Raw genomic sequence first — 16865 nt, forward strand, 5'->3', positions numbered from 1 at the left:
ATCATAATGGCAGCAGATATTTTCTCTAAATTCAAGAAATCAATGGAAGTCAAGTTCACACAGGAATATGGTTCAAACCAGCAGGCTGGTGGAGACATCACCGGCAAGACTGCAAAGTTCCTGAGACTCGGTCCTGAGCAGGACGCAAGAAAAGCCGAAATGATCAAAGCCGGAAAGGAAATCGCAGAGAAGAGAGGCATTGCATTCTACAACCCAATGATGCACTCTGGTGCACCACTCGGTCAGCGTGCAATCACTCCTTACACACTTTCCGGAACTGACATCGTTGCAGAACCTGACGACCTCCACTACGTCAACAACGCTGCAATGCAGCAGATGTGGGATGACATCAGGAGAACCTGTATCGTCGGTCTTGACATGGCTCACGAGACCCTCGAGAAGAGGCTGGGTAAGGAAGTTACACCTGAAACCATCAACCACTACCTCGAAGTCCTTAACCACGCAATGCCCGGTGCAGCAGTGGTTCAGGAAATGATGGTCGAAACCCACCCCGCCCTTGTTGACGACTGCTACGTCAAGGTGTTCACCGGTGACGACGAACTTGCAGACGAAATCGACAAGCAGTACGTCATCAACATCAACAAGATGTTCTCTGAAGAGCAGGCAGCCCAGATTAAGGCCTCCATGGGCAAGACAACCTGGCAGGCAATCCACATCCCAACAATTGTCTCCAGAACAACTGACGGTGCTCAGACCTCCAGGTGGGCAGCCATGCAGATCGGTATGTCCTTCATCTCCGCATACGCAATGTGTGCCGGTGAAGCAGCAGTCGCTGACCTGTCCTTCGCTGCAAAGCACGCAGCTCTTGTCTCCATGGGTGAAATGCTCCCGGCAAGGCGTGCACGCGGACCAAACGAGCCCGGTGGACTTTCCTTCGGTCACCTCGCAGACATTATCCAGACAAGCCGTGTTTCCCAGGACCCGGCAAAGATTGCTCTTGAAGTAGTCGGTGCAGGCTGTATGCTCTACGACCAGATCTGGCTCGGATCATACATGTCCGGTGGTGTAGGATTCACACAGTATGCAACAGCTGCATACACAGACGACATCCTCGACAACAACACCTACTATGACGTTGACTACATCAACGACAAGTACAACGGTGCTGCAAACCTCGGAACTGACAACAAGGTAAAGGCAACCCTCGATGTAGTAAAAGACATCGCAACCGAGTCCACACTCTATGGTATCGAGACCTACGAGAAATTCCCAACAGCCCTTGAAGACCACTTCGGTGGGTCCCAGAGAGCAACCGTGCTTGCAGCTGCATCAGGCGTTGCATGCGCTCTTGCAACCGGAAACGCAAATGCTGGTCTCTCAGGCTGGTACCTCTCCATGTATGTCCACAAGGAAGCATGGGGCAGACTCGGATTCTTCGGTTTCGACCTGCAGGATCAGTGTGGTGCCACAAACGTTCTGTCCTACCAGGGCGACGAAGGTCTCCCAGACGAACTCCGTGGTCCAAACTACCCCAACTACGCAATGAACGTCGGTCACCAGGGTGGATACGCAGGTATCGCTCAGGCAGCCCACTCCGGACGTGGAGACGCATTCACCGTCAACCCACTCATTAAGGTCTGCTTCGCTGACGATCTCATGCCCTTCAACTTTGCAGAGCCCAGGAGAGAGTTCGGCCGCGGTGCCATCAGAGAGTTCGTGCCTGCTGGTGAGAGATCCCTCATCATCCCGGCAAAATAAACTCAATAAATTAAACAACTTAAAACAGAGCAGGCCTTCGGGCCTGCTTTTTCTTTCTTTCCCGAGTCCCGCCTCGGGAGGGCGGTGTCCTTTCCGCCCCGAATTGCGCATCGGGAGCACGCGGTCCTTTTCGCTCGCTTTGCTCTCTCAAGAGGACTAATTTACAAAATTACATATTGAGAGCCAGTATTGAGAACTGGGCTCAAGAGGACTAATTTTACGGGAAGTTGCTTCTTTTTGCTCATTCAAAAAAAGTAGAAGTGTGTCTATTTTCCTTTACACTTGATATCTTGATCCACGATTTCCTACCATCAGCTTTCCATTCCAGGCTCATATATTTCTATTTCAAATCACAACAACATTTTTGCCTAATTTACCTGCGGCTTCAATAAATTTTGCTGTATCCACACCGGGAAACGTGTCTACGATACAAATATCATATTTTTCATCCAGGTAATTTACTAATTCTCTTATATCCGTACTGTAAACTTCAAAGTTGTTTCCGGATGCTATTAATTCTTTTTCGCTGCCTGAGAATTTTACCGGAAACCCGTTAGCTTCCAGATTAATCAAAGTAGTTTCTATTGCAGGGTGCCATATATCATTAAAAACAACTTTTCGCGCGCCGGCTTTAAGGCATGTGATTCCTAAACTTCCGGGGCCGCATGTGCAATCAAGAACAGAAGGATTATTATAATCTTTCAAAGCTTTTTCAAGTATTTCTATTTTCGGAGAGTGTACCTGCGGAAACTCTATGTGGATTTCATGCTGATATTTGTAAATCCCTAAAGCACCGTAAGGAGTCTGTATAATATCACATCTTAAATCGCATCCGGCAAGAAGTTCATATATATGGGGGCTGGAATCGGAGTCTTTTATGCCCACAGTTTTTCTTGCATCTCCCTTTAAAACTCCTTTAACTTCCGGAACTTCCTTTATAACTCTCTCAGCACATTCTTTATTCATTTCACTGGATAATATTACTAAAGAATTCTCAGGCAAAAAGGGTACATAATCAGTTAGATAGCCAGGAGTTATAAGAGGAACACATGCATTCCTTAAATTAGCTTTTTTATCTTTTATTCCTTCATCTATCATTACTTTTAGCACGTGAGCCATTACAATATCAAGCTGCCTTTTGCCGCATTTACAATTTCCAAAACGGTTATCTATTTCGTCCAGGTTAATCTGTTCTGCCAGAGGAGAGAATTTTCTTATTTTTTCTGTTTTGCAATCCCTGCATGGTTTGTAGAATAACTCAATGTCTTTCAGTACTTCCGAAACAGGTTTTATACATTTATCTCCGCACCTGCACTTTATTTCCATATATTTAATTGTGGATATTTTGTATAAGTACTATGTCATTTCTTATTATTCCTTATTATTCCTGAACTGGTTCAGATTCATTTAGAAGGCTAATGATTTCTTTGGCAGAGCGGAGAGTAATTTTTATCTCACTTATTCTTCAGGAATCTCCTTGACTTTTGCTCCAAGGTTTCGCATATCTTTAAAGAAATCAGGATAGGATATCGATACAGACTCAGTGGTGTCAACTATCGTGTTTCCTGCAACCATGCCTGCTATAGCTAGAGACATCACAATCCGGTGGTCGTCCCAGCCGTGGACTTCGGCTCCCTCAAGAGTCCCTCCGGTGATTGTCAGGCTGTCCATTTCTTCTTTGAGGGAGACTCCCATTTTCGGAAGCTCGGTCGCAAGGGCGTGAAGCCGGTCTGTTTCTTTATAGCGGACATGCTCGGCGTTTTCTATTCTGCTGGTCCCTTCGGCAACTGAAGCAAGGACGGCAACAGTCGGTACAAGGTCAGGGGTTGATCCGGCATCAAAGGTAATGGCTTTTAATTTTCTTCCTCCTCTTACGGTCACAATGCCAGCTTCCATGTCCCATGTTATGTCTGCTCCCATCTGTTTGAGAGTATCAATAATCACTTTATCTCCCTGTTTTGAAGGGAATAGATTTTTGACTGTGATTTCGGAGCCTTCAAGCATGGCTGCAGCTGCTAGCAGGTAGGAAGCAGAAGAAAAGTCTCCGGGAACCGTGTATTGTTTCAGGTCGTATTTCTGTTTTCCGGGGATGATAAATTTCGTGCCGTTATTATCATCTGTATGGATTTTGACTCCTGCCAGCCCGAGCATTTCTATGGTCACGTCAACATAAGGTCTTGACTTCAGTTTTCCTATAATGGAAAGAGTGGTGCTGTTTTCAGCAAGCGGGCAGGCTATAAGAAGAGCAGAGATAAACTGGGAGCTGATCGAGCCGCTTATTTCCACTTCAGATCCCTTAATTCCTCCTTTGACCACAATAGGCGCTCTTTCGTTTCCTCGCGTAGAACAGGCTTTTGCTCCCAGCCTGTTGAGAACTTCAAGAAGAGGTCCGTTTGGACGCGTGCGAAGAGATGAGTCTCCTGTAAGTACAGTGATTCCGTCAGTTAAGCCTGCTATTGCTGTCATAAAGCGGAGGGTTGTCCCTGAATTTGCGGCATCAATTACATCATCAGGAATACCGGGCTTTCCATTAGATCCCTGGATGATGAGATTTTCTTTCTCCCGTCTAACCGCGGCTCCGAACATCTCAGAAGCTCTGATTGTAGCAAGAGTATCAGCGGAAAGGAGGGGACGGTGAATGATCGATTCTTTTGAAAGGGCTGCGAGAGTTATAGCCCTGTGGGTGTAACTCTTTGAAGGAGGGGCAAAGACCTCCCCTTTGATTGAGGATTTGCTAATTGAGGCGCGCATGTATAATCAGAGCTCTTCTATTTTTTTAATCCGGGTGTTGTTGAGTTTGACTGCTTTCTTTTTACCTTTTGAAACAGTTGACTGCTGAGTTTGAGCGAAACTTTCAGTTTATACCTTTCACAATGTTTTCTACCATGTCCCAGTCGTGGTCATAGACATGGGCTGAAATGCTTACAGTGGTGATTACTCCTGGCTCCACTCCTACTTTTTCGGCAACGTATTCAAGAAGTTTGGAGAGTCCGTAAAGGTTTGCAGGGTAAGCTCCTCCAAAGTCGTGGCTCCTGAAAAGTGTAGTAAGGTGGACTTTCTCATCCCGGATCTTGAAGTCGTCCAGGATCATGCAGGGGACTTCATTGACCTTTGTATCCACAGGCGGAATCCAGGTTACAGCTGTAGCACGTCTGGAGGTGGGACTCTCCTTCAGCTTTTCGATTACATACTCTATCTGGTCCACCTCCCCATTCCAGTTCCTGAGACGCTGCCCGTAAGTGTACTCAAAGTCCTGTATATTTTCGCCTGAGATCAGCTGTTTTGCATACTCTTCAAGCCTTTCTTCATTCCAGGCAGTATCTGCGGGAATTCTGTCCGTATAGGGATTTTCAATTACCACCATCAAATCCATGAATTCCTTTATCTGGCTTCCCCTTTCGTCAGTAATTACTCTCCCGTGGTTCCAGATAATATTAAGTCCGCGGTACCATGCATCAGAAATGTTCTTTGCCCTGATGATCCTGCCAATCTCAAACTTGTTTTCCATAAAAAGCTCCCCAATCAGATCGGAATAGGGTGTGAATAACCGTGCAATAATTTGTTATACCAGAAGTGTTCTTCATCCGAATCTGTCTGCTTTATCAAGCATTCTACAAACATCAGATATGGACTGATATAATTTAATTTGTTGGATCTTGTCTTTACCTTTTATCGGCAATCTTACCATGAACAGATATCTTTTCTTCTATCTTTTGCAGGCTACCAGTCCATTTATTTCATCTATCATTATCTTTTATAAGTGTCTTTTATAAGTGTCTTTTATAAGTGTCTTTTATAAGTGTCTTTTATAAGTGTCTTTTATAAGTGTCTTTTATAAGTGTCTTTTATAAGTGTCTTTTCTCTGTGAGTCTGATAATTCCTGTGTAGTCTGATACCATATAGCACGCTATGTTTAAAAAAATACCGGGAAGGCTTTCAAAGAGAAAACGGACCTGAAATTTACGATTAAAGAATTTAAAGAAACTATACATGAAAATGAAAATTAGAAAGATGAATACTGAAAACAAATTAAAAATGAATCGAAGAACAAAATCGAAGATAGGTCAAAAGGTAGAAATAAAAATGAAACTTAAAAAGTTAGAGGGCTTTAGAACTTCATTGCCCTCAGGCGCCTTACACGTTCATCGGTCACGGGGTGAGTCCTGAAGAGGGACTGAACAGCTCCTCCTTTCAGAGGGTTGACAATAAACATGTGGGCACTGCTTTCCTTTGCCTGTACATCTGAGACTCTCGCTCTGTAATGAGAGTTCCCATATTCGAGCTTTTCAAGAGCATCAGCAAGAGCCCATGGTTTTCTGGAAATCCTGGCTCCTTCTTCATCGGCTGCAAATTCTCTTGACCTTGAGATTGCAAGCTGGATAAGGGTTGCAGCAATCGGCGCCACAATGGCCATTGCAATAAGGCCAACGATTCCGCCGTTGCCGTCATCGTCTCTGCCTCCGAAACCGCCGAATATTGCAGCCCACTGCGCCCAGTGAGCAAGCATTGTGACAACACCTGCAAGGGTTGCAGCTATAGCACTTATCAGGGTATCCCTGTTCTTTACGTGTGCCAGCTCGTGTGCCAGTACACCTTCCATCTCTTCATAAGAGAGGAGCTCAAGAATTCCGGTAGTTGCAGCCACAGCCGCATGCTTTGGATCTCTGCCGGTTGCAAAGGCATTGGGCATTCCGGACTGTACAATATACACTTTAGGTTTTGGTATTCCTGCTTTCATCACGAGCCCATCGACAATCCTGTGCAGGTTTGGAGCTTCCGCCGGGGAAACTTCTTTTGCCCTGTACATCTTAAGGACTATCTTGTCACTGTACCAGTAGCTCCCAAAGTTGAGAACTACTGCAAACAGGAATGCGATGATCATTCCGCCTGTTCCGCCAAAGTAGTCACCTATGATAACAAGGAGACCTGTAAGGGCGGCAAGCAAAACTGTAGTTTTAAGCATGTTCTTCATGACTTCTCACACGACGTCCTCCCAGGCTAACGTCTGGGTTTTCGGTCTTTGATTTCTATGTTCTGGACTTATTTTAATAAGTTCGATTAAATAGAATCAATAATAAGTATTCTGTTTACAGATATATATTTTTTATCTCGCATCAGGCAGGTTTCTACAATGGTGCCACATGGTTTTCCTTTTTATCCATAAAACCATTTATGGCTGTCTCAAAAAGGAAAAATTAAACATCAAGCTGGAAGTTTTTTCCTCTTTGCGATCGTACTTTCTCTGCCTTCTGCTACAATCCCCAAACTTTAAACTTAAAGCACAACTAAAATATCGGTTTGGATATATTTATATTTTGTATGCTTTTGTATGCAATATTGGTTTGATTTCAAACCATTATATGGGGACTTCAGGTATATATTATTTGTTGAAAGAAATTTTTTAGATTACTCCATCTTCAAAATAATCTGTATCCATCTTTTTGACTTCATATGATTTTACCCTCGAAACCCCAACGTTATACTCAATCATTAGCCGTGCAAGCATTTCCCCGTCAACCAGGACAATATTTCCTGTAAAGTCGGCATATTCAATAGCCTCTTTTGAAAAGCTTGAGGTCGTTATGAAAACGCCTTTCTTAGCCTTCTTACCTATAAGAGCTCCGGCAAACTTCTGGATTTCAGGTTTTGATACCGTACCTTCCCAGCGCTTCGCCTGTATATAAATTACATCGAGCCCTAGCCTGTCTTCTTTTATGATGCCATCAATGCCGCCGTCATGGCTTTTGCCAATCGCTTTTCCGGCATCGACTCTTGAACCCCCATATCCCATTTTTGTCAGAACGTCAACAACCAGTGATTCAAAGAAAGCAGGAGAGCATTTTTTAGTAGTAGAAATTATTTCGGAAACAAGTTCGTTGTGAAGTTTCTGATATGCGATTTCGAGAGATTCTTCGGGGTCGAGAGCTCTTTTTCCTTCCGCTTCGGGAACATCTGGCTTGTCAATTAAAACCTGTTTGTCCTTATTGTAAAATTCATTAAATTCCTTGTATCTCTTCAGAAAACTGACATCAATGGAAGGAGGTTTTTCTCTGAGAACATCCAGTCCTCTCCGGGTAATGGAAAAATATCCTTTTTTTCTGGAACCCAGTAGTCCAGCCTTTTTCAGATAAGTATTAGCCCATCCTATTCTGTTCTTAAAAATAGCCTGTTGACCACTCGGTAGAAGTTCTTTTCTTTCCTCTTCACTCAGCTCGAATTCTTCGGCCAGTTTTTCTATTGCATCGCGAATGTGGTGCTCTTTACCGTCTCCTGCATATTTCAACAAAGGGAGCATTACAGCCTGATAATCTGGAATTGCCATTAAATCACTCGAAAGCCTGATTAATTCTACTAAGAACTTTGAGTGACCTTCTTTTTATGATTTGCTATTTTTTCTTTATGTCGGCTTCAGGTTATATTCCGTTCTCAAAAGCCCGCTTTCATATCTCTCCGTATTGGTCATCTTGAGTTTAATCTCTTTTCCAATCCGATCAAAAAGCGGAATTCCTCCTCCAAGAATGATCGGAACAATAAAAACGATCATATCATCCACCAGGTCTTCTTCGAGAAACGCCTTAATAAGCTGTGAGCCACCCACAAGCCAGATATCCTTGTCAGTATTCTCTTTCAGCTGGCGCGTGAACTCTCTGACATTCCCGGAAACAAATTCTACGTTTTTCTCCCGGAGCAGAGGCTCTTTTTGCCCTGTAAAAACATAAGTTTTCTTGTCCGCATAAGGCCAGTCTCCAAAACCCAGGACCTGCTCATAGGTCTTTCTGCCCATGAGAACTGTACCGACTGATGCGTAAAATTCGGAGTAGCCGTAATCGGTTTCGGAATTGTTGTCGTATTCTGTTAACCAGTCTATGCTGCCGTCTTCTCTGGCTATGTAACCGTCGAGGCTGCAGGCGATGTAAAGTTTTATTTTTGGTATATTTATTCCCCCTGAAACGAATTAATGGTTCAACAAATTAGTATTGAACCTCTCAACATAAGCGTTAAACTCTTACTCCTAAAATTTAAATAGTTGTAAATGTTGTATCATTTGAAAACATGTATTCTTTTTTATCTGTTTTTAGTAAGCTGGGTTGGGTAAGATGAATACAGCCAAAGAATCTAAAAAACTTATAAAATATAAACCAGGTAAAGAATATATAGCGACTATTCAGTGTACACTCTCTTCAACCACCCACACAATTACCTATAAAGGCGATCTTAAAGAAGGCTTCTTCCTTAAAGACTTAGCTCCTGGTTTAATCAAAATTTTTGGTAAATCTTTTACTTCTGCTGTCGGAGAAATTCCCAATTCCTTATTTGCCATAATATTCTTTATAGTGTCTTTTTTTTTCTCGGCATTCTTTCTCTCGGTAGCAAATTATTATACTTCTGAAAGGGGCATTTTATTAGCTATTCTTCTTAGCGGTTTTGTAATTACCACTGCAGTGCCTTTAAAACTTCAGTACTATTATATTGCAGAATATTACAGAAATACTGTATGTAATAACTGCGGAAAAGAGTTTATCTGCCGTGAAACAGAAAAACCGGATATTAAGGAAATAAGCACTCCAGAAACTTACAGAATACAGATTACCCGCTATTGGAGTTGCAGATCCTGCGGATATATGAATGTTCGAGAGAGTTCTGAAGGTTTCGTTACAAAAAAAGGAAAAACAATGAAAGTCTCTGACCTGGCAAAGGTTCAATGTAAAAGATGCGGCAAAACCGGTACATATATTGAATATAAAAAACCGGACATACGGGTGTCTAAAGAGCAAGAAACCATGGAAAGACGATATTACAGATGTAAGCTCTGCAACTACGAAGATATTGCAGCAACCGAGTTTTTTATGGTTCCAGATAGTGGTGGCGTTTCTGCAATAGAATGGAATATCGATTATGAGGATTACTTTGGTTAAATATCTTATTTGTTAAATTATTGATGAGCCTCTCTGAAATTTTAATTTTTGATTAGTATCCAATACAAGACTGCCCTCCAGCAAAATTCCTTAAGATCCAAAACTTTATACCTTTTACTTTCCCAAAAACTCCTCATGTCTTCAGGCATTTCGCTTCCCTTAAAAACAGAACATTCTGCCAGAGATCGTCTATACTGGAATTTTTTAAATGCGATCCCTTTCCTTATTGGTTCGATAGCCGTCGCAAGGGACTCTCTCAAATTGGTAGCGGTTTACATAGGGATAGCCCTCATTTTCTTCCTGATTATCGAATTACGGTTCGCATGTACTCACTGCTCCTATTACGCTCGGAGCAAAGGATGCGTAAAATGCATGATGCTTCCGGGAGTTCCAAAAATCTTTAAGGCCCGGCCCGGGTCTCACAGTCCTTTTGAAAAAGCAATGACCGTTCTTGGTACTCTTCCCATGTTCCTTTTTCCGGTTTACTGGCTTATCAGAGACCTTTTGCTGCTTGGAGCTTATATCGTAGCCTGGGCACTCTTCTTTCTGACGGCTCGGCGATATGCGTGTGTTCGTTGTATTAACTTTGAATGCCCCGTGAACCGTGTGTCTGTGGGCGTGAAAGAAGAATTTAAGAAAAGGGACGGCTTTCCCGGGAATATTGAGGTTTCAAAAGAGGAATTTTGGGCAGCAGGTTCAGGCAGATGTACTTCTCTTAGAGTAAAACATGAGTTTAAAGATTTTCTCTACTGGAATTTTGTAACTCTTACCATTTTATTTTCAGCTGGACTTGCTATCGGCATCAGTTCAACAGGATGGCTTCTTGCCTACATTTTCATAGCTTTTTTCCATTTTGGAATTCTGGAACAGCGTTTTTTCTGCACTCACTGCCCTTATTTTGTCAGGGGAGAAAAGTGTTTGAGGTGTATGATGAACTGGGGCTGGCCAAGGCATTTTAAGCCCAGACCGCACCCGCCGGGCAAATTCGATATTGCCATTACATCTCTAGGGTTCATGATCTTGATTTTCTTCCCTCTGCCGTTTCTGCTGGAAATTCCGTTTCTGCTGGGGACCTATCTTGTTTCCATATCGGTTTTTCTACTGACAATATGGCGGTATGAATGTGGTCGCTGTATCTATTTCGAGTGCCCTTTTAACAGGGTGCCGGCTGAAGTAAGGAAAGAGTTTGAAAAGAAAGATTTTGAAAGGATGATCTTGAAATAAAAATTTGAAAAAAATGAACTTGAAAAGAATGGAACTTGACCTGGAGCTTTGACCCGGAAGTTATCCGAAGTTCAGGTTTTTATCTTCAGATCTGTTTTGCCTTAATTTTTCTGTACTTTTTCTTTCATTTTCTCTAATTTAGCAAAATTTATTTATATTTGAATAAGGTAATAGGATTCCGTACTTCCTGTGAAGTACAAGGAATTGCAAAACCAGAAAAGGAGAATCCAGAATATGAACGAAAAAATACAGAGAAAGACTCCGGAACCCGTTTTGCATGGGTTTTTGTTTGGTAACGGAACTTTTATTACTCCCGTGGAAATGAGAATCATGCAAAGCCTAGGGATCATTCCGGCAACAAAAGCATAAACTCAAAAATTGGACTGCGAAAGAGCACATTGTAAAAAGGTCAAATAACTCATCATGAATAACCTGTGACTAAACCTCCAGAATACCTAACTGCCAGTAATTAGCCTCTAATAAACTCAAATCCAACAAAACAACCTCCTGTAACGCTAAATCGGTCTTACAACAAACAATAATTCACTCCTGACCTGACTTCAGCTCAAAAGATAGAAGCTTAAAAGACAGCGATGGAAATGAACAGGTAAAGAAAAAACAGGTAAGAAAAAAGCAGATAGAAATTTATCAGGAGTTATTCTATTGACCAATCAGGCTTTGTGTTTCTACTGAGTTCGAATTCCTTTATTTTTTCATTTTTTTATTTCTTTTAACAGTAGCAGGCAAAATGTTATACAATAAATATGTTATATAATACATCTCTAAAGACCGGATATTTTCTGAAGATAAGGATTTGAGCCCGAATTAACTTTCATCTTTTTTGAAAGAATATGTCTTTTTACCTTTCTTTTTCAGCTTGAATAATCTTTTTCGAGTAGCCCCTTCCATTATTTCTGATTCATTCATGTAATGGTCCCTGAAGGAAAGAATGCCTTCGGGTTTAAGAATTCTGTGAAGCTCCTTCATAACCAGTTCCGGTTTTTTCAGGGTATGATAGGTATCATAAAAGAGAACCACGTCCATACTGGATGCTGGAAGGCCTGAATTATAGTCTGAAAGGATAGTTTCTACGTTTTTCAGTTGTTTTATAAAAGCGAGTTGATTGACCATCTCAATAGCAACAGGGTTTATATCCAGGGCGTAGACCTTTCCTGAAGGGCCTGCCATCTCGGAAGCATCACGAATATAGGACCCTGACCCGCAGCCGTAATCCAGAACTTTAAAACCGGGCTTTATACCGGCTTCTTCGAGGATCTTTCTGCGGGGAAAAAAGAAGTCGCGCAACTTAAATACGAGGGTATTTGCATGGAACTTGAAATCAGAATCTGGCTCTTCCATGATATTTTCCTTCTGTATGGTCATTTTCAGATCAGTAAAAATTCAGGGCTTTTTGCTGCAAGAGATTTCTTTTTCAGGCTATTTTGGCATTCACATGTTTTATATTTTATCTCGGAAAATTTTCACGATTTTTTTGCTGTTATATACAAATTTTTTGACATCTATTATATAGTATTGTCTGCAATAGCTATGAAACTTTCTATAAATTTTACCTCAATGGTGTTTTGTCCTACCGCCCTGCTCCACTGTCTCATTCTACTGTCATCTCAAATCGTAGTCTTAAACAGGAAAATTGAATATTACTGCAGAATAGAATTACCTCATGAGGTACTTAAACAAATTACTTAAACAAAGTACTCAAACACAGTACTTAAACAAAGTACTGAAGTATCTGGTAGATCTGCATTTACAATTAAAAGGAAGGGAAGTGACCTCTATTATAACCGCCTGTATCCAGATGAATATTTCACCCTGCTCGAAGCATGAAAATCTTGATCACGCCCTTTCCCTGGCAGAAGAAGCAGTTTCAAAAGAAGCAGAGTTGCTTGTCTTTCCGGAAGTTTTCTCAACCGGTTTTTGTTATGAGCGCATAGAAGAAGTGGCTGAAACCGTTTCAGGTCCCACTATTGAGGCTCTCAGTGACTTTTCCAGAGAATATGGCTGTATCCTTGCGGGCTCAATGATAGAAAAGAGAGAAATAAAGGATAAGGGGGCAATAAGTCCGGAAAAAAGAGCTCCTTATCAATATAACCTCGGTTTCTGTATCGAATCCGGAAAACTTGCAGGCATCCGCAGAAAAGTCCAGCTTTACGGTCCCGAAAAAAAATATTTTGCGTCCGGAGACAGTATAGCCCCTATCAGGCTGCAAAAATACAGCCTCTCACTGGGACTTATAGTCTGCAATGAACTCAGGTATCCTGAAGTTGCCCGAAAAATGACTCTTGATGGAGCAGACCTTCTGGTCTCAGCTGCCGAAATTCCGGATTTTTACATATATCCCTGGCGTATCATGTCAATCTCCAGGGCAATAGAAAATCAACTGCCGCATATTGCATGTAACAGGGTTGGAAAAGACAGGTATTCTACTTATCCGGGGAGCTCCTTTATTACTGATGGCTGGGGCCGCATTCTGGCAAAGGCTGGAAAAGAAGAGTGTGTTATTCTGGGGGAAATTGACCTTGACGAGGCAAGAAAAATCAGACAAACCGGCTCTATTCTCGAAGACCGCAGGCCTGACCTTTATTAACCGTTAAAAAAGTAGTTAAAAAGGTGAACCCTGCCGGGTTACCCTTTAAGTTCCTTTACAATCAGTTCACGGGCTGTCTTTGCGTCCGCCGTGCCTTTTGTCTTTTTCATGACCTGTCCTACAAGGAAGTTCAGGGACTTTTCCGTTCCTCCAAGATAGTCCTGCACGGCAGCTTCGTTTTCGGCAATTGTTTCTGCAACAGCTCTGGTTACCAGATCGTCTTCGGCTTTGAAAAGGCCTTTTTCTTCTATGATCTGCGATGGGCTCTTTTCCTCATTTCCGTCCAGAATGGTACGGATGACTTCAACCGCAGCCCTGTCGCTGACCTTGCCTTCGGCAAAAAGTGTGACCAGTTCAACCATATCCGAGACCTTGAAGGAATTCTCCACTTCAGGGTCTTTTGCATGGATAAAGCCAATTGTCCTGCCGTCGTAAGAAGAGATTGCAAGGTCTCTATAGTTTAACTCTCCGAGGAGGACGTCAGCAGTCCAGGTAGCTGCAACCTTCGGGTCTACCCCTTTTGCGCAAACGCCTTCGTAGAAGTCGGCGAGCATAATCTTTGAGGTCAGGGCTCTTGCATGCATATCTGTGATACCGTACTGCTCCATGAAGCGTGCACGTTTGGCATCCGGAAGCTCGGGAAGGGTCTCTTTAATTGCGGGTATCCAGCCTGTAACGCGCATTGGCATGAGGTCAGGTTCACGGAAGTAGCGGTAGTCTTCTGCCTCTTCTTTTGTCCTCATGGAAATGGTTACTCCCCTTCCTTCATCGAAGTGACGCGTTTCCTGCGTAATTTTTCCTCCGCGGCGGATCACGTTTTTCTGGCGCATGATCTCGTAGAGAAGTGCTCTTTCCACTCCTTTATGGGAAGAGATGTTTTTGACCTCAACCCTGGTCCCCCAGTGGACAGAAACGTTCGCGTCGACACGCATAGCTCCTTCAAGGTTTCCGTCAAAGACATCCAGGTATTCGAGGATGTTTCTGAACTTATCAAGGAATCTCCTTGCTTCTTTGGGACTCCTCATATCCGGCTCGGTAACGGTCTCGATCAGGGGCATGCCTGACCTGTTGTAGTCTATAAGGACACCTTTGGACTTTTCAATGCTCCCTATGTGTACAAGCTTTCCAGGGTCTTCTTCCATGTGAGCCCTTGTAATTCCTACCACATGCTCCCCGTCTTCTCCTTCGATCACGACTTTTCCTTTGCTAACAATCGGATAGTCGTACTGGGTGACCTGGAAACCTTTGGGGAGGTCAGGATAGAAGTAATTCTTCCTGTGGAACTGGGTTTCTTCTGCAATCTCACCTTCAAGGGCAAGCCCCACTTTAATTGCTGCTTCCACGGCTTTTTTATTAAGGACCGGAAGTGCACCCGGCAGGCCGAGGCAGACCGGACAGGTGTGGGTATTGGGGGCCGCATTGTGATAATCTGTAGAGCAGCCGCAGAACATTTTGGTCTTGAGTTTGTTAAGCTGGACGTGGATTTCAAGCCCTATCCTTATACCGTCAGGGTTTTCATAGACCATTCATGCCACCTCCGGAGGTCTCTTGGTATGGTAATCGGTATTCTTCTCAAAAGTGTAAGCTGCACGCAGGACAGTTTCTTCGTCAAAGGGCTTGCCCATTATCTGAAGTCCTATCGGCAGCCCGTCCGTAAATCCGCAGGGCACGGAGATCGAAGGCACGCCTGCCAAGTTAATCGGGCAGGTGTTTATGTCTGAAAGGTAGAGGGTAAGCGGGTCTTCAATCTTTTCTCCGATCTTAAAAGCAGGGTTCGGCATGGTCGGAGCCATGAGCAGATCAACTTTTGAAAGGGCTTTATCAAAGTCCTGCTTCACAAGAGTCCTGACCTTCAGGGCTTTGAGATAGTATTTGTCATGATAACCTGCAGAAAGAGCATAGGTTCCGAGGAGAATTCTTCTCTTGACTTCTGTGCCGAAACCTTCAGCTCTGGTCTTTGAAACCATAGCATGCCAGTTTTCTCCGCCTGCTCTGAATCCGTAACGTGTTCCATCGAAGCGGGCAAGGTTTGAGGACGCTTCACTCATTGCAATTATATAATATGAGGCAAGGGCATACTTTATATGGGGCATTGAGACTTCTTCCCACGTCGCTCCGAGGCTCTCACATTTGTGTATTGCATCCCATACTGCTTTTTCTACGTCAGGATGGATGCCTTCCCCGAAGAATTCCTTCGGAACCCCTATTTTCAGGCCCTTCACGTCATCAACAAGAGCTTTCTGGTACTCGGTTTTGCTGTCAATTGAAGTGGAATCTCTTCTATCATATCCGGCTATAACATCCATCAGGACTGCTATGTCTTCCACGTTGTTTGCGAGGGGTCCAACCTGTTCAAGGGAATTTGCATAAGCCACAACCCCGTACCTTGAAACTGCTCCATAGGTCGGTTTAAGCCCTACAACCCCACAGAAAGATGCAGGACAGCGTACAGATCCGCCTGTGTCGGAACCGAGAGCAAAAGGAGCTTCTCCTGCTGCTACAACTGCTGCACTTCCACCGGAAGACCCGCCTGGCACTCTTTCAAGGTCCCAGGGGTTTGCAGTCGGCCCGAAATGACTTGTTTCAGTGGAAGATCCCATGGCAAATTCGTCCATATTGGTTTTTCCAAGGATCACTGCTCCTGCAGAAAGAAGTTTCTCTATGACGTGGGCATTGAAAGGAGGGACATAGCCTTCAAGGATCTTCGAGCCACAGCTGTTTGGCAGCCCGACAACAGAAATGTTATCCTTAATAGCAATCGGTACGCCTGCAAGAGGGCCTTCATGCCCTTCTTTATCGATCTTTTTTGCCTGCTCAAGAGCCTTATCGGAAATCGTTAGATATCCGTTGATTTTGCTTTTTTTGATAACTTCAAGGTATCTGGATGTCACTTCTTCGGCTGAACTTTCTTTAATCTTTTCTTTAACCTGTGCAACACTCATCCATTTTGCCATCAAAACATCTCCTCAGCCGATTTTCGGGACCCTGAAAGTCCCGTCCTGTTTGTGCTCGGTATTTGCAAGAACAGTTTCTTGCGGGAGGCATTCTTCCGCCACATCCTCCCTGAATACATTATAGACCTCAGCAACGTGGTATGTAGGAGCAACATCCTCGGTTGGCACCTTATCAAGCTGCCCGAAGTACTCCAGAACTGAGTTAAGTTTTTCCATATATTCGACTGTTTCCTGCTCATTGATCTCAATACGGGCAAGCCAGCCGATATGTTCTACATCTTCTTTTGTAATCATGAAAATTCCTCAAAAATAGAATGATCCGAATAGAATGCCGTTGGTAATGCATAATAGAAACAGTTTATGAAATAAATATATATTCATCTCGCCCGAATTGCACCTCGGGAGTACGCGGTCCTTTTCACTCGCTTCGCTCGCTCAAGAGGACTT

The 16865-nt window shown here is 43.3% G+C and carries 15 protein-coding genes; 5 read left to right on the forward strand and 10 right to left on the reverse strand.

What is annotated here, in order from left to right:
• Nucleotides 1–6 precede the first annotated feature (6 nt).
• The gene (gene mcrA, locus MSMAS_RS00400; RefSeq protein WP_011033189.1) at nucleotides 7–1719 is read left to right on the forward strand and encodes a coenzyme-B sulfoethylthiotransferase subunit alpha; all 1713 of its coding nucleotides are present in this window, start codon (nucleotides 7–9) and stop codon (nucleotides 1717–1719) included.
• Nucleotides 1720–2064: 345 nt separating this feature from the next.
• Here mcrA and MSMAS_RS00405 read toward each other — a convergent pair whose 3' ends face one another.
• From MSMAS_RS00405 to MSMAS_RS00430, 6 genes are all read right to left on the reverse strand, one after another.
• On the reverse strand, nucleotides 2065–3045 hold the full coding sequence (locus tag MSMAS_RS00405) for a 50S ribosomal protein L11 methyltransferase (RefSeq protein ID WP_011033188.1): 981 nt from the start codon (nucleotides 3043–3045) through the stop codon (nucleotides 2065–2067).
• A 132-nt stretch (nucleotides 3046–3177) separates the two neighbouring features.
• Nucleotides 3178–4470, reverse strand: a complete 1293-nt coding sequence (gene aroA / locus MSMAS_RS00410) for a 3-phosphoshikimate 1-carboxyvinyltransferase (RefSeq protein WP_011033187.1) — start codon at nucleotides 4468–4470, stop codon at nucleotides 3178–3180.
• Between the two features lie 103 nt (nucleotides 4471–4573).
• A complete protein-coding gene (locus MSMAS_RS00415) occupies nucleotides 4574–5227 on the reverse strand; it encodes a thymidylate synthase (RefSeq protein WP_011033186.1) in 654 nt (217 codons plus the stop codon).
• Nucleotides 5228–5827: 600 nt separating this feature from the next.
• Nucleotides 5828–6691: a zinc metalloprotease HtpX gene (htpX, locus tag MSMAS_RS00420; protein ID WP_011033185.1), complete on the reverse strand. Its 864-nt coding sequence runs from the start codon at nucleotides 6689–6691 to the stop codon at nucleotides 5828–5830.
• A 429-nt stretch (nucleotides 6692–7120) separates the two neighbouring features.
• Entirely contained in the window at nucleotides 7121–8041 is a 921-nt protein-coding gene (locus MSMAS_RS00425) for a restriction endonuclease (RefSeq protein WP_011033184.1), read from the reverse strand.
• Nucleotides 8042–8116: 75 nt separating this feature from the next.
• Nucleotides 8117–8659 (reverse strand): dihydrofolate reductase family protein, encoded by a 543-nt coding sequence (locus MSMAS_RS00430; protein ID WP_052273690.1) that lies wholly within the window; start codon nucleotides 8657–8659, stop codon nucleotides 8117–8119.
• A 157-nt stretch (nucleotides 8660–8816) separates the two neighbouring features.
• Here MSMAS_RS00430 and MSMAS_RS00435 point away from each other — a divergent pair, with 157 nt between their 5' ends.
• The 3 genes from MSMAS_RS00435 (at nucleotide 8817) to MSMAS_RS19670 (ending at nucleotide 11228) form a co-directional block, all read left to right on the forward strand.
• Nucleotides 8817–9635, forward strand: coding sequence for a hypothetical protein (locus MSMAS_RS00435; RefSeq protein WP_011033182.1), 819 nt, complete (start codon nucleotides 8817–8819; stop codon nucleotides 9633–9635).
• Nucleotides 9636–9770: 135 nt separating this feature from the next.
• Nucleotides 9771–10859, forward strand: coding sequence for a hypothetical protein (locus tag MSMAS_RS00440; protein ID WP_011033181.1), 1089 nt, complete (start codon nucleotides 9771–9773; stop codon nucleotides 10857–10859).
• 234 nt (nucleotides 10860–11093) lie between these two features.
• Nucleotides 11094–11228, forward strand: coding sequence for a hypothetical protein (locus tag MSMAS_RS19670; protein ID WP_015411673.1), 135 nt, complete (start codon nucleotides 11094–11096; stop codon nucleotides 11226–11228).
• Nucleotides 11229–11684: 456 nt separating this feature from the next.
• On the opposite strand, the gene MSMAS_RS00445 is transcribed toward MSMAS_RS19670, so the two are convergent.
• Nucleotides 11685–12218 carry a class I SAM-dependent methyltransferase gene (locus MSMAS_RS00445; RefSeq protein ID WP_011033180.1) on the reverse strand — a complete coding sequence of 178 codons (534 nt, stop codon included), beginning with the start codon at nucleotides 12216–12218 and terminating at the stop codon, nucleotides 11685–11687.
• Between the two features lie 427 nt (nucleotides 12219–12645).
• On the opposite strand from MSMAS_RS00445, the gene MSMAS_RS00455 reads away from it, so the two are divergent.
• Nucleotides 12646–13464, forward strand: coding sequence for a nitrilase-related carbon-nitrogen hydrolase (locus MSMAS_RS00455; RefSeq protein ID WP_226987704.1), 819 nt, complete (start codon nucleotides 12646–12648; stop codon nucleotides 13462–13464).
• A gap of 38 nt (nucleotides 13465–13502) precedes the next feature.
• On the opposite strand, the gene gatB is transcribed toward MSMAS_RS00455, so the two are convergent.
• Genes gatB through gatC form a run of 3 tightly spaced genes read right to left on the reverse strand, consistent with a single transcriptional unit; the run spans nucleotide 13503 to nucleotide 16712 of the window.
• Nucleotides 13503–14990, reverse strand: a complete 1488-nt coding sequence (gatB, locus tag MSMAS_RS00460; protein ID WP_011033177.1) for an Asp-tRNA(Asn)/Glu-tRNA(Gln) amidotransferase subunit GatB — start codon at nucleotides 14988–14990, stop codon at nucleotides 13503–13505.
• Complete coding sequence (gene gatA / locus MSMAS_RS00465; RefSeq protein WP_048039578.1) at nucleotides 14991–16418, reverse strand: Asp-tRNA(Asn)/Glu-tRNA(Gln) amidotransferase subunit GatA; 1428 nt, start codon at nucleotides 16416–16418, stop codon at nucleotides 14991–14993.
• Between the two features lie 12 nt (nucleotides 16419–16430).
• Entirely contained in the window at nucleotides 16431–16712 is a 282-nt protein-coding gene (gene gatC, locus MSMAS_RS00470; RefSeq protein ID WP_011033175.1) for an Asp-tRNA(Asn)/Glu-tRNA(Gln) amidotransferase subunit GatC, read from the reverse strand.
• Between the last annotated feature and the right edge of the window lie 153 nt (nucleotides 16713–16865).

Origin of the sequence: Methanosarcina mazei S-6 (assembly GCF_000970205.1) — an archaeon.
Lineage (GTDB): Archaea > Halobacteriota > Methanosarcinia > Methanosarcinales > Methanosarcinaceae > Methanosarcina > Methanosarcina mazei.